The organism is Flavobacterium pectinovorum (assembly GCF_006438875.1).
In the GTDB taxonomy this organism is placed as follows: Bacteria; Bacteroidota; Bacteroidia; order Flavobacteriales; family Flavobacteriaceae; genus Flavobacterium; species Flavobacterium pectinovorum_A.
The window spans coordinates 192,558-206,705 of sequence record NZ_RCZH01000002.1 but is presented as its reverse complement, the minus strand read 5'-3'; the positions used below and the strand labels follow the sequence as shown (position 1 = coordinate 206,705).

Below are 14,148 nucleotides of genomic sequence, written 5' to 3'. Positions count from 1 at the left end.
CTAAGAGAAAAGATATTGAACTTCTAAGACAAAACAGGAAATGGAAGTTAATATTATTTACAGAATATTTTATTTATAGTTTACCTTATTTGGTTTTGCTTATTCTAAATAAAGAATATTGGTTTACTCTAATATATCTTATGCTAATAGTGATTTATATTAATGTTCCAAAATTAAATGGCAAAATAAATAAGTATCCATTTAGATTATTTGATCCATTTTGGCATATTTGCTGGAGGAGAAACAGCTTAATTTTATTTCTTCCCATTTCTGTTTTTTTAGTTTTCGTCGGGGATTTATATAATAACGAAAATCTTATTATAGCTTCGTTTTTTGTGGCTTCAATCTTTACTGTTTTACCTTCTTTTCAAAGAGAAACTATTGAAAGTATAAAAGTAAGTGCTTATTATGGGAAAGATTATCTTCATAAACAATTCAAAACGGCAACTATTAACTCATTGATTATTTGTGTTTTGATAATTGTGACTCTCTCCTTATTTCAAAAATGGAAACTACTTTGTTTTACTCCTTTAATTTTTGTTATTCCATTAATCAATATCATATTCAAATACTCGTATTTCAACAATAAATTTCTGCATCAACTTATGTTTGCCGTTTTTGTAAGCACGCTTCCGTTAGGAATACCACTTATTGCTATCCCGTTTTTATATTTAAAATCTATTAAAACTATCAAAGTTATTCAACATGTTTCAAATTAACATAAAAAACAAATCCTATAAGGATAAAACAGTTTTAGAAAACATTTCGATTTCAATATCCAAAAATGGAATTTATGGTGTTGTGGGAAAAAATGGTGAAGGAAAAACAACTTTATTTAAATCTATAATTCGATTAACTTCTTTTGAAGGATCAATTGCTCATGAAACAGAAATTTCTCTTCAGGGAAAAATAGCCTGGTGTCCTACTGATCCTCTAATTTATGATGAATTGACCGCTAAAGAATTTGCTGTTTTCTATCAGGAATTATTAAATATTAAAAAAAATGATTTCCAAATGTTTGATGTTCCTCAGGATAAACTCATTAAAACCTTTTCGACCGGAATGAAAAAAAAGGCTTATATGAATGCCATATTCCAAAAAGAATACTCAATTTATATTTTTGACGAACCTTTTAATGGTCTTGATTTAGAGTCTAATTATTTGCTAATGAATTATATTAGAGAGTTATCAAAAACCAGCATCATTTTTATCTCTTCACATATTTTAGAAATTCTTTATAAAGATTGCAGTAAAATCTTTTTGGTAAAAGACAAAAAAATTAAAGAATTTGAAAAGGCTCAGTTTATAGAAATTGAAGAAGAGCTTTTTTCAAAATAATTTCCCCACAAATATTAAAATTTAAACTTCCGTCCAATTTTATTAGACGGAACTCTGATAAGTTTGCTATAACAAAAAAGTTCTCGAGAAAATGATTTGTTAAATTTATTATTTAACCCTTTAAATTTTAAAATTATGGAATTAGCAGTGATGAATTTAGAAGATTTGAATTTAGTTGAGCTTAATGTTCAAGAAGTAAGTGAAGTTGAAGGTGGTTTTTTTCTTCAATGGCCAGGTATTGGCTGGTATATGGATTGTGGTTTTAGTTATGGTTACTATGCTTAAAACAATGATCGTGTATTTAGTTTAAAATAAAGATGGTGTCTCTGGCATCATCTTTATTCATAAGATAAGAAAACAATTTAAAATTATAAGAATTGAAAGATATAGAAGCTATAAATATAAATGCGAGAGAACTACTTATAGGATATTCAAAAAAGCAACGTATAGTTTCTTATTTAAGAACTTTTTCATTTCTTTTTTTTTTAATTGAAATGTTTAGGTATTTAAAAATTGGAAATGTTTTTGAGTTAATTATTGGAATCATATTGCTATTTGCTTTTTTATTCTTCGTTTATAAATCAAGTAATATAACCAATTCAATACTTTTTTTTGAGAATATTAAGAAAGTATGTATTGAAATTAATGATGAAGGGAAAAACGATTTTGATGACGCATCTATAAGATCAGACATAAATCATCCTTATAGTTATGATTTGGATATTTTCGGAAATAACTCCTTGTATCAAAAAATAAACAGATGTCAAACCGACATAGGAAAAGACAGATTAAGTTTTTTTTTATTAAATCATCTGCTATTAATTGATGATATTATAAATAGACAAAGTGCAATAAAAGAACTTTCGTCAAAAGTTGAATGGAGTATTAGATTTCTTGCGTTGACAAAATCAATAAAATCAAGTAATTCTAATTTAAAAAGCATTTTAAATTGGAGACTTCATTGTTCAAAATTAAAATTAAATAAAAAATTAGTTACAGTTTTATTAATTGTTGTTCCTGTATTTAATATTTTTTGGATTACTTATGCAATTATTATAAAATCTCCAATATTTAGCTCATTAATGTTTCTGCTTTCAATATTAATTTTTACAATTATTAATAAGGTTTACGATAAATCTATTAAATCAATTTATGCCTCAGTAGATACAAAAGTGATAGGATTAAAAGGTTACTCTGATTTGTTTTTACTAATTGAAAATGAAATTTTTACCTCTTCGAATAACTCTAATTTGCAAAGAAAAGTTATTAAAAACAATACTATTAAGGCTTCTTTATTAGTTAAGAAATTATCTGGATTAATTGATTCCTATGAAAATATTAATATTCCTTTTTTTGGCAGTATTTTAAACATTATTTTTTTATGGAGATTGCAATTTGCTTCAAAAATGGAGAAATTTATTTTCGAGAATAATACTGAAATTCCCAAATGGTTTGAGTCTGTTGCTGAATTTGAGGCATTAATTTGTTTTGGTCTTTTTTCATATAAAAATCAAGAGTTTGTTTATCCCATTTGTACAGAGGATTCTGAGACAATGAAAGCCTCGAATCTTTCACATCCTCTTCTAAATATAAAAACCAGAGTTGCTAATGATTTTTGCGTTAAACAAAACAATAATGTCACAATCATTACTGGCGCAAACATGACGGGTAAAAGTACTTTTTTACGAAGTATTGGCATAAATATGGTATTAGCCATGAATGGATGTCCAGTTTGTGCAGATTCTTTTTACTTTCGACCTATCTCAATATTTACCAGTATGAGGACAAATGATTCACTTTCTGACGGAAGCTCATATTTTAATTCTGAAATTAAGAGATTGAAATTGTTAGTTGATAAATTAAACAATAATGAGTCACAATTTATAATACTAGATGAAATTTTAAAAGGAACTAATTCTGTCGATAAGCTTAAGGGGTCAGAAATGTTTTTACAAAAAATAATTAGTGTGAAAAGTTTAATGAATTGTGTTATTGCTACGCATGATCTGGATCTTACAAAAATGGAAAATGATTATCCTAATAATGTGAATAATTTGTGCTTTGAATTGCATAATAAAAATGGTCATTTTGAACCAGATTACAAACTAACAAAAGGAGTCACTAAAAGCATGAATGCTATTGATTTGATGAGAAAAAATAATATAATTGATTAATGAAGTACCAAAAATTATTGATTCTAATTTTTCTCACGTTAAGGATTTTTTTAACGATTAAAGACGCAATATGATGAACTTCAGTTCAGATCCAGTAAATACTCTCGAAAATTTAATAGCAAAAAACAAAACTAAGAATATGTCTATTTACTTGGTAATTGTTTTAGCACTTATAACTTTCCTAGCGCTGTTACCAGTTATTAAAGTAGATATCAGCAGTCAAAGCCGCGGGACTATTCGCAGTACAACTGATAATGTGCCTGTAACAACAATAGTAAACGGTCGTGTGACATGGCTGTCCTTGAAGAATAACAAGATTGTACAAAAAGGCGATACGCTTATAAAAATTTCAAAAGAAAACTTAGAAACGGATAAAAAAACACAAGACACCTTGTCTAGTTCTGTTGTTGCACTTTTAAATGACGTTTCGAATTTATTACAAAATAAAACCACAAATTTATCAACAGCTGTATCACGTGAGGATTTGTCTAAATTTCAGTCGGGTAAAAATGAATTGCAAAGTAAAGTTTCGCAAGCTCAAATAAATTATGACCGAAATAAGATATTGCACGATAAAGATATTATTGCAAAAGCTGATTTTGAAAAACTGGAATATGAATTACGTTTAAATAAACAAGCTTTACAAAGTTTCATAAGCCAACAAAAAGCTATCTGGGAAAATCAGAAAAGAGATCTGGAAGAAAGATTAAAAAACCTGAACGGAGCTGTCGCGAAAATAAAAGTAGAGTCAAATAATTATATTGTTCTGGCTCCCATTTCTGGAACAATAGAAAGTTTTTCGGGTATTCAGGTAGGTTCGTACATAAATGCTTCACAATCTATTGCTACAATTTCGGCGGCAGATCGTCTTATTGTAGAGAGTACTGTTTCTCCAAATGATATTGGACTTATAAAAAAGAATCAGAAAGTTAAATTTCAATTAGATGCTTTCAACTATAATCAATGGGGATTATTAGAAGGGAAAGTAATTGATATTGATCGAAATATAACCATTCAGGGAGATCAGGCTTTTTTCAAAGTCCGCTGTGCATTAGATTCTACAACGCTACAATTAAAATCAGGTTATGAAGCGAATGTTTCTAAAGGCATGACCTTAACAACAAGATACATAATAACCCGCAGAAGCTTATTTGATTTATTATTTGACAAAATAGACGATTGGCTAAATCCAAAACAGGTATCCTCAAAAAATAAATAAAAATGGCTTCAATAAAAATAAAGCAACATGATATTAAAGATTGTGGTGCTGCTTGTTTGGTATCTATTGGAAACCATTTCAAGATTAATCTTCCTATAGCTAGAATTCGGCAATATGCCAATACAGATAAACGTGGTACAAATGTGCTTGGCATTATTGAAGCTGCCGAAAAAATGGGATTTACAGCAAAGGGTGTGAAAGGTGGTTTGAACTCTTTAGATAAAATCCCGCTTCCCGCTATTGCACATCTTATTACAAAAGAGCAATTGCATCATTATGTTGTAATTTATAAAGTTGAAAAATCCAAAATTACAGTTATGGATCCTGGCTTTGGTAAAATGGAAATTTACACTTTGGAGGACTTTCAAAAAATATGGTCAGGTGTTTTGATTCTTTTTGCTCCTAATGATAATTTTAAAATCTCTAATGACAAAACTTCTCCGGTAAAACGTTTTTGGAATTTGATTCAGCCACATAAAATTATTCTGATTCAGGCTTTGGTCGGCGCTATAGTATTTACTGTATTAGGATTGGCAATGTCTATTTATATTCAAAAAATAACCGATTATGTTTTGGTAGATGGTAACAGAAATTTACTCAATCTCTTAAGCATTTCTATGATGGCAATTATCCTGCTTCAAGCTTATATTGGTTCTAAAAAGAGCATTTTTGTAATGAAAACGGGGCAATTGATTGATGCAAAATTAATTCTTGGGTACTACAAACATTTACTTCATTTGCCACAACGTTTCTTTGATACCATGCAAATTGGGGAAATTACATCCAGAATAAATGATGCTGTAAAAATTCGTTCCTTTATAAATGAAGTAGCAATAGAAATGGTTGTAAATATTTTTATTGTCATTTTTTCATTCACTTTAATGTTTACTTATTATTGGAAATTAGCTTTGGTTATTTTGCTTGTAATTCCGTTTTATGCGGCAATTTATTTTCTTTTAAATAAATTCAACAAAAAGGTCGAAAGAAATATAATGGAAAACGGTGCTGAATTACAAACTCAATTAGTCGAAAGCATTACGCATGTCAGAACCGTAAAAGAATTTGGGATAGAGGAATTTTCAAATATAAAGACCGAGAATAAATTTGTAAAACTGCTATTTACAACTTACAAATCAGGTTTAAACGGAGTGTTTGCAAATACTTCGACACAATTTTTAGCCTCTGCATTTACAGTTATTCTCCTATGGATTGGGTCTGGTTATGTAATTGACAGATCGATTACTCCCGGAGAATTATTTTCATTTTATGCTTTGATAGGGTATTTTACTTCGCCTGTTGCTTCTTTAATAGGGATGAACAAAACAGCGCAAAATGCATTAATTGCTGCGGACAGACTTTTTGAAATAATGGATTTGGAACGAGAAGAAACAGAAAATAAAGTTGAACTGCAAAAGGAAAATATAGGAGATATAAAATTCGAAAATGTTTCTTTTCGTTATGGTTCCCGTGTCGAAGTTTTTAAAAATTTTAATGCCATATTTCAGAAAAATGAAACAACAGCGATTGTCGGAGAAAGCGGCAGCGGAAAGACAACTTTGATTTCACTACTTCAAAATTTATACCCAATAAAAGAAGGGAAAATTTGCATTGGAGATTATGACACTCAATTTATACATTACAAGAGTTTAAGGCAATTAATAGGAGTTATTCCACAGCAGCTTAATTTATTTTCCGGGAATATTATTGAAAACATTGCTTTGGGAGATTCATTTCCAGATATTCAAAGGATTTTAGATCTATCAAAACAATTAGGAATTACAGATTTTGTTGAGAAACTACCTAATGGTTTTGATACTCAAATTGGCGAAAATGGAGCAATGTTATCAGGTGGACAAAAGCAACGAATTGCAATTGCCAGAGCATTATACAAAAATCCTGAAATTTTATTAATGGATGAAGCAACATCATCACTTGATACAAATTCAGAGAAAATCGTGAAAGAAGTTATTGATAATTTTAAATCTCAAGGAAAAACAGTAATAGTTATTGCACATAGATTGAGTACAATTGCAAACGCTGATACCATATTAGTGATGAAAAATGGAGCAATTATTGAATCTGGAAATCATTTTAGTTTATTAGAACAACAAAAAGAATACTATAATTTGTGGAGCAAACAGAATTTGCTTTAAATGTTTGTTAATTAATAAACATTTAGATTTCTACTTTTACGAAGATGCTGTAACTTTACTTTTTTAAAGACTATCGTACCCAATTGATAGCCTAAAACCATTAAAAGTTACAAATATGGCTTCATTATTATTTTCTCCACTCACGATAAAAAATACTACTTTAAAAAACAGAATCGTAATCTCGCCAATGTGTCAATATTCGTCAATTGATGGATTTGCAAACGATTGGCATTTGGTTCATCTTGGCAGTCGTGCCAGTGGCGGAGTAGGTTTAATTATTCAGGAAGCAACGGCAGTTTCTCCCGAAGCCAGAATCTCACCGTCAGATCTTGGGATTTGGAAAGACGAACACATTCAGAAACTAAAAACAATCAACGAGTTTATAGTTTCACAAAATGCTGTTCCCGGAATTCAATTGGCACATGCAGGACGAAAAGCAAGCGTTTCGGCTCCTTGGTTGGGCAATAAAAAGTTAGATTTCGCTCAAGGTGGATGGCAAACAGTTTCGGCAAGTGCTGTAGCCTATCACGATGATGAACCTTTTCTTCCGGAAGCTTTGGATAAAAAAGGAATTCAAAAAGTGATTTCAGATTTCAAAGCAGCAACAAAAAGAGCTGTTGAAGCAGGTTATCAAGTATTAGAAATCCATGGCGCACATGGTTATTTATTGCACCAGTTTTTATCGCCTTTAACCAATATCAGAACAGATGAATATGGCGGAAGTTTCGAAAACCGAATCCGTTTTACCTTAGAAATTCTGGAAGCAGTTCAAACAGAATGGCCTTCAGACTTGCCTTTGTTTGTTCGAATTTCGGCTACAGATTGGGCAGAAGGCGGGTGGAATCCTGAAGAATCTGTAAAGCTTTCATTAATCTTAAAAGAAAAAGGAGTAGATTTAATTGATGTTTCGTCTGGCGGATTGGTTTCGCATCAACAAATTCCGCTACAGCCAAACTATCAGGTTCCTTTTGCCGAAAAAATCAAAAAAGAAGCGCACATTTTAACCGGAGCCGTTGGTTTAATTACAGAAGCACATCAGGCAGAAACTATTTTAAATAACGGTCAGGCCGATTTGATCTTGTTTGCAAGAGAATCATTAAGAAACCCGAATTTACCATTAGATTTCGCCAGAGAATTAAACGAAGAAGTGCAATGGCCTAAACAATACGAACGCGCTAAAACAAGATAAAAAAAATAAAACATAAGTTTTTTATTTGAACCATTAAGAGATTAAGAAAAATTAAGTTCAAAGCTTAATGAAACTTAATATCTTAATGGTAAAAAAATATTAAAATTTATTTTGATAAAAATCATACGAAATGCAAAAAATAAAAACAGCACTATTATCATACGGAATGTCGGGGAAAGTTTTTCACGCTCCATTTTTGAATATTCACCCGGGATTTGAATTATTAGGTTCTTGGGAAAGAAGCAAAAAACTAATTCAGGAAGATTATTCAACAGTAAAAAGTTATCCAACAATCGATGAGTTATTAGCAGACGATGTAGATTTGGTAATTGTAAATACGCCAGTTGGAACGCATTATGAATATGCTAAAAAAGTGCTTTTGGCAGGAAAACATGCCGTTGTCGAAAAAGCATTCACTACAACCGTTGCCGAAGCAGAAGAATTAGCAGCAATTGCTAAAGAAAAAGGACTAAAATTAGCCGTTTTCCAGAATAGAAGATGGGACAGTGATTTTAAAACCGTTCAGAAAATAATTAAAGACGGCGTTTTAGGAGATTTAGTCGAAGCCGAATTTCATTTTGACAGATACAATCCTTTATTGAGTGCAAAAGCACATAAAGAAACTGTAAATGACGGAGCCGGAATCCTGAAAGATTTAGGTCCGCATTTAATTGATCAGGCCGTTTGTTTATTTGGTTCGCCAAAATCGGTTTTTGGAGATATTCGTTATACCAGAGAAAATTCGTTGGTCGACGACTGGATCGATTTATTGTTGATCTATGAAAATTTCAGGGTGCGACTAAAAGCAAGTTTCTTTGTTAGAGAAGCAAATTCGGCATACACAATTCACGGAAAAAAAGGATCATTCTTAAAACCTAGAGGTGATGTTCAGGAAGATGAATTGAAATTGGGAAAGAAACCAAATTTAGAATCTTGGGGAACTGAATCTGAAACTTTGCAAGGATTATTACATACTGAAATAGACGGAAAAGAAATTCGTGAAAAAATCCCAACGCTTCAGGGAAATTATTTTTCATTTTTTGATGGTGTTTACGATTCTATTACAAATAATAAAACAGAACCGGTTACAGCTCAAGATGGTGTAAAAGTGATGCAAATCATCGAAGCTGCAATCGCAAGTAATGCACAAAAAAAGATAATTAATCTGTAGAAAAAATTGCGCACGGGTTTTACAGATTAAACAGATTAACACAGATTTTTTTCTAATATATTACGTAATTTAAATAGTAGAGATGCACAGCAGTGCGTCTCTTTTTTTTGCGAATTTATAGGCCCGTGAATTTTACGAATTAAAAATTAAAATCCGCGAAAACCCGTTTAATCCGTAAAATCCGTGGGCAAAAAACAAGGTTATTTGAAACGTAGAGACGCACAGCAGTGCGTCTTTTTTATGCGGATAGATAGAAAACCTTTGCCCCTTTGTTCCTCAGAACCTTTGCAACTCAAAAAAATTATAAACATACAACGTTATAAATTCAGGAACTAGTAGGGTTTTATAGTCTATAAAATTGCTTTTTAGTACTTTTATAGTATTAAATCTAAAATGCATTCACTTTGATAAATTTCAATCCATTATCATTATTCCAAACTAAGGGGAAAATCAAGAAAGTCTACAGAGAGGCAAAAGCATCTTATTTAAACCGAATTCGTTTTGCAGTTGGAATGTTTTATTTCGGAATGGGTTTGAGTTTTGCAACCTGGGCGAGTAGAATTCCGGACATCAAAACGGCATTACATTTGACCGAAGGAGATCTGGGGTCGATACTTTTTGCGCTTCCAATGGGGCAATTGGTAATTATGCCTTTTTCAGGAAAAATGGTAACTAAATTCGGGAGTCATCGCATTTTAATTTTCTCCTTAATAATGTATGTTTTATGTTTGGCAAATTTGGGTTTGGCTACAACAGCATTACAATTATCTCTGGGTTTATGTATGTTTGGATTATTCGGAAATCTAGCCAATATTGCGGTTAACACGCAAGGCGTTTATACCGAAGTCCTTTTTCGAAAAACTATCATGTCATCATTTCACGGAATGTGGAGTTTTGCCGGATTTACCGGAGCTTTAGTTGGTTTAGGAATGTTAGCTTTAAATCTCACGCCATTTCATCATTTTCTGATTGTTGGAGGAGTTGTGCTTTTAATGGTTGTTTTTAACTTTAAATTTTTGGTCAAAGCCAAAGAAAAAATAAAACATAAAACAGGAGAAAAGAAAAAGCTATTTGCAAAACCTGATAGTGCTTTAATCTGGCTTGGTGTAATTGGTTTTTGCAGTATGGCAAGTGAAGGAGTAATGTTTGACTGGAGCGGAGTTTACTTTAAAGATATCGTAAAAGCGCCCGGACCTTTGGTGATTTTAGGCTATACTTCGTTTATGATTATGATGGCAAGCGGAAGATTTTTAGGCGATGGACTAATCAATAAATTCGGACGTGAGCGTGTGATGCAAATTAGCGGAATCATGATTTCGGCAGGACTTTTTACAGCGGTTTTTCTCCCTTATATTATCCCTTGTACAATTGCTTTTATGGCAGTTGGTTTGGGAGTTGCGACAATTGTTCCTACCGTTTATAGTATGGCAGGAAAGAATCCGACCGTTCCGCCAGGCGAAGCTTTGACGATTGTTTCCAGTGTAAGTTTTCTGGGTTTTTTAATGGGACCTCCAGTTATCGGACATATTGCCCAAAATTTCGGACTACAATTTTCATTTGCCTTTATCGGAATCTTTGGTGTTTTGATTGCTTTTATGGTGTCTAAAATTAGAACAACGTAGGTTTTTAATCTCGCAAAGTCGCAGAGTCGCAAAGTTTTATTAAATACGTTAATCGTATTATTGTCATTTCGACTAAGGAGAAATCCTCGCGAGTAACTCCGCAACGAGAGTCTAATCTTTGTCGAGCTTCTCACGAGGATTTCTCCTTAGTCGAAATGACATAAAATGAGAAAATAAAGTTTGCATCTTCTGCAACGACTAATTTATCTGCGCTAAAAACGCCACTATTATTTTTTATTTTAAAATTTAATTAACAAGAAATTACTTTAGTATTGTTTTTTGCCTATATTTGAATTCAAATCAGTCTTTACTTTATTGATTTGAATTTTATATAACTCTTTTCCAGAGACCAATTTTATTCTTTGATGTAAGGATTAAAATGTTTTGAAAACCAAAGCAATTTTAATCTGAGAACTATTAATCAAAATAAATTAGAGTTTTCATGGGGAAGAAATACATATTGTTTTTTGTTTTACTGTCTTTTAAAGTTGCGTTTGCACAACAAGAAACTATTTTTTTAGGATTGGTGATTGACGCAAAAACGCAAAATCCTTTAGAGAATATCGTCGTAAGTATTCAAAATTCTGCGATAACACAACTCACAAACAAAAGCGGAAAATTTGAATTACATTCTGTAATAAAAGGAGAACAATTACTCTTGTTGCACAGTCAGGGATATAGAGATTTGCTTTTAAAAGTACAGTCAAATTTCGGGCAACAAGTAAACTTGGGAATACTTCAATTAGAAGATCGGTTTTCAGATGAAACACCGGCAGCTTTGATTTCTTTATTGGAAAGTGATTTGTCTGACGATAATAGTTCATCTGAAATGACTTCAGGTTTATTACAATCTTCAAAAGATGCTTTTATGCAAGCCTCAGCATTCAATTGGGGACAAGCCCGATTTAGAGTTCGTGGTTTAGATAGTGAAAACGGAACCATGATGCTCAACGGAATGGTGATGAATAAAATCTATGACGGAAGACCACAATGGAGCAATTGGGGCGGTTTAAATAATGTGCTTAGAAATCAGGAATTCTCTGTAGGAGCAGCAGCTTCAAACTATACATTTGGAGGTATTTTAGGAACACAGCAAATATCTACGCGTGCTTCAATGTATAGAAAAGGGACGCAACTTACCTTTTCAGGAAGCAATACAACTTATAATTTACGGGCAATTGGCACTTATATTTCTGGAATGAATGGTTCTGGTTGGGCATTCGCGATTTCGGCAGGAAAACGCTGGGCTGGTGAAGGTTATTTTGAAGGGACAAGTTTTGATGCCGAATCCTTTTTTATCAGTGTAGAAAAGAAATTAAACAAAAGACAATCTTTGAATTTTACGGGATTTTATACACCAAGTATTCGTGCAAAAAACTCCGCTAATACTAATGAAGTAATACAATTAACAAACGAAAAGTACAACTCATATTGGGGTTTTCAGAATGACGAAAAACGAAATGCCAGAATCAAAAAAGTCGAGGAACCATTGCTGATGCTAAATCATTATTTTAAGCTGAACGAGAAAATAAATCTTAATTCGAGCGTAATGTATCAGTTTGGAAAAGTAGGAAACAGTACTATAGATTATCAAAGCGCAAACAGCCCGGATCCTACTTATTATCGAAAATTACCCAGTTATTATAGTTCACTTTATGCAAAAGACAAAGGAGAATTTTCAGGAGAATTTACACCAGATTACCAAAATGCCGAGAAAAGCAAACTATTGTTTCTTGAAAAACCTCAAATAGATTGGGATGCGATGTATAAGGCAAATCAAAGCCCAATTCTAAATTCTAATGGAGTGATTACAGGATATGAAGCTGCGCAAAGTCATTATGTTTTGTATGAAGATCGAACGGACGATAACACACTTGCAGCAAATTCAAATTTAAATATACAGCTTTCAGAAAATAGCGCATTTGATGGTGGAATTACTTTTAGAAATTTAAAATCACATCAATTTCAATATCTTACAGATTTACTTGGAGGTCAGTATTTTGAAGATATAGATGCTTTTTACAGCGGAAATGAAGCTCAGTCAGATTTACAAAACCCGAATCGCCAAGTTAAGGAAGGAGATATTTATGGTTATAATTATAATTTTCTAGCCACAACAATTGATGCCTTTACCCAATTTAAATTCTCGTACAATAAGGTTGATTTTTACTTGGGACAATCTTATTCTGTTTCAAATTATCAAAGAGATGGATTGTATCAAAACGGAATTTATCCAATAACTTCATTTGGTAAAAGCCAGAAAGTGACTTTTGAAAATTTTGGTTTCAAAGGCGGTTTTACCTATAAGATTTCAGGAAAACAATGGTTGTTTTTTAATGGAATGCATCTTACGAGAGCGCCATCGCTTCGAAATACATTTTCAAATTCACGTCTGAATAATTCAGTAGTTAACGGAATCGAAAACGAAAACATCAGTAGTGCCGAAGGGAATTATGTTTTTCATTCGCCAAAGTTAAAAATGCGTTTTACAGGTTATTATACTTTGATTAAAAACACTACAAAAACCTCCTTTTTTTATGCAGAAGGAATTTTTGACAGAGGAGCAAGCTACAATAGTACAGATGCTTTTGTGAGCCAGACTTTAACCAATTTAGATAAGAAAAACATTGGACTTGAATTGAGTTTTGAATATCAAATCTCATTAACATTAAAAACGACTCTATCTGCCGCTTACGGTAATTACACCTACAACAGCAATCCAAATGTTTCGATAACAAATGATGCAAATGTAGCCAATGGTGACACACAAGCAACTTTTGATTTTGGAGAATCATACCTTAAAAATTACAAGCAATCAGGCATGCCACAACAAGCCTATTCATTAGGACTGGAATATAGAGATCCAAAATATTGGTGGCTTGCATCAAATATTAATTACATGACCGAAAGTTATATCGATGTTTCGCCTATTGCCAGAACAGCCCGTTTTTATAAAAATTCGATAAGTGGTCTTGTTTTTCCCGAAGCGACAGAAGAGCATGCATTGACATTATTAAAACAAGAAAAATTTGATCCAATAGTATTATTAAATATTTCCGGAGGCAAGTCCTGGCGGTTCTCGCGCAAATATATTGGGCTTTTTGCGAGTATAAATAATGTTCTGGATTTAACCTATAAAACAGGTGGTTTTGAACAAGCCAGAAATGCCAATTTTAGAGCACTTAATCAAGATGTTTCCAGTGGAACACCATCATTTGGTCCCAAATATTTTTACGGATATGGACGAACTTATTTCGTAAATCTGACCATTAGTTTATAAAA

Annotated in this window: 10 protein-coding genes; all 10 read left to right on the top strand. The window is 32.0% G+C overall.

Translation table 11 applies throughout. The features are described 5' to 3' along the window. The first annotated feature begins 335 nt into the window (after positions 1 to 335). The 10 genes from EAH81_RS03175 to EAH81_RS03130 all read left to right on the top strand — a co-directional run bounded on the left by EAH81_RS03175 (position 336) and on the right by EAH81_RS03130 (position 14,146). The gene (locus tag EAH81_RS03175) at positions 336 to 719 is read left to right on the top strand and encodes a hypothetical protein (protein WP_140503676.1); all 384 of its coding nucleotides are present in this window, start codon (positions 336 to 338) and stop codon (positions 717 to 719) included. Beyond that, complete coding sequence (locus tag EAH81_RS03170) at positions 706 to 1,338, top strand: ATP-binding cassette domain-containing protein (protein WP_140503674.1); 633 nt, start codon at positions 706 to 708, stop codon at positions 1,336 to 1,338. Before EAH81_RS03175 ends, EAH81_RS03170 begins: the two co-directional genes overlap by 14 nt. Before the next feature lie 135 nt (positions 1,339 to 1,473). Then, positions 1,474 to 1,623 carry a class IIb bacteriocin, lactobin A/cerein 7B family gene (locus EAH81_RS03165; RefSeq protein WP_140503672.1) on the top strand — a complete coding sequence of 50 codons (150 nt, stop codon included), beginning with the start codon at positions 1,474 to 1,476 and terminating at the stop codon, positions 1,621 to 1,623. A 92-nt stretch (positions 1,624 to 1,715) separates the two neighbouring features. Next, positions 1,716 to 3,512, top strand: coding sequence for a MutS-related protein (locus EAH81_RS03160; RefSeq protein ID WP_140503670.1), 1,797 nt, complete (start codon positions 1,716 to 1,718; stop codon positions 3,510 to 3,512). Between the two features lie 70 nt (positions 3,513 to 3,582). Then, complete coding sequence (locus tag EAH81_RS03155; RefSeq protein WP_241676497.1) at positions 3,583 to 4,731, top strand: HlyD family secretion protein; 1,149 nt, start codon at positions 3,583 to 3,585, stop codon at positions 4,729 to 4,731. 2 nt (positions 4,732 to 4,733) lie between these two features. Beyond that, entirely contained in the window at positions 4,734 to 6,884 is a 2,151-nt protein-coding gene (locus EAH81_RS03150; RefSeq protein WP_140503668.1) for a peptidase domain-containing ABC transporter, read from the top strand. Between the two features lie 115 nt (positions 6,885 to 6,999). Further along, positions 7,000 to 8,073, top strand: coding sequence for an NADH:flavin oxidoreductase/NADH oxidase (locus tag EAH81_RS03145; RefSeq protein ID WP_140503666.1), 1,074 nt, complete (start codon positions 7,000 to 7,002; stop codon positions 8,071 to 8,073). A 130-nt stretch (positions 8,074 to 8,203) separates the two neighbouring features. After that, positions 8,204 to 9,244 (top strand): Gfo/Idh/MocA family oxidoreductase, encoded by a 1,041-nt coding sequence (locus EAH81_RS03140; RefSeq protein ID WP_140503664.1) that lies wholly within the window; start codon positions 8,204 to 8,206, stop codon positions 9,242 to 9,244. Between the two features lie 404 nt (positions 9,245 to 9,648). Beyond that, positions 9,649 to 10,866, top strand: a complete 1,218-nt coding sequence (locus tag EAH81_RS03135) for an MFS transporter (RefSeq protein ID WP_140503662.1) — start codon at positions 9,649 to 9,651, stop codon at positions 10,864 to 10,866. Positions 10,867 to 11,308: 442 nt separating this feature from the next. Continuing rightward, a complete protein-coding gene (locus tag EAH81_RS03130; RefSeq protein WP_140503660.1) occupies positions 11,309 to 14,146 on the top strand; it encodes a carboxypeptidase-like regulatory domain-containing protein in 2,838 nt (945 codons plus the stop codon). The last annotated feature ends 2 nt before the right edge of the window (positions 14,147 to 14,148 follow it).

Bases quoted from the DNA above. Each gene is read 5' to 3' on its own strand.
- EAH81_RS03130 (WP_140503660.1), top strand. From the start codon at position 11,309: ATGGGGAAGAAATACATATTGTTTTTTGTTTTACTGTCTTTTAAAGTT.
- EAH81_RS03140 (WP_140503664.1), top strand. From the start codon at position 8,204: ATGCAAAAAATAAAAACAGCACTATTATCATACGGAATGTCGGGGAAA.
- EAH81_RS03170 (WP_140503674.1), top strand. From the start codon at position 706: ATGTTTCAAATTAACATAAAAAACAAATCCTATAAGGATAAAACAGTT.
- EAH81_RS03155 (WP_241676497.1), top strand. From the start codon at position 3,583: ATGATGAACTTCAGTTCAGATCCAGTAAATACTCTCGAAAATTTAATA.
- EAH81_RS03150 (WP_140503668.1), top strand. From the start codon at position 4,734: ATGGCTTCAATAAAAATAAAGCAACATGATATTAAAGATTGTGGTGCT.
- EAH81_RS03165 (WP_140503672.1), top strand. From the start codon at position 1,474: ATGGAATTAGCAGTGATGAATTTAGAAGATTTGAATTTAGTTGAGCTT.
- EAH81_RS03145 (WP_140503666.1), top strand. From the start codon at position 7,000: ATGGCTTCATTATTATTTTCTCCACTCACGATAAAAAATACTACTTTA.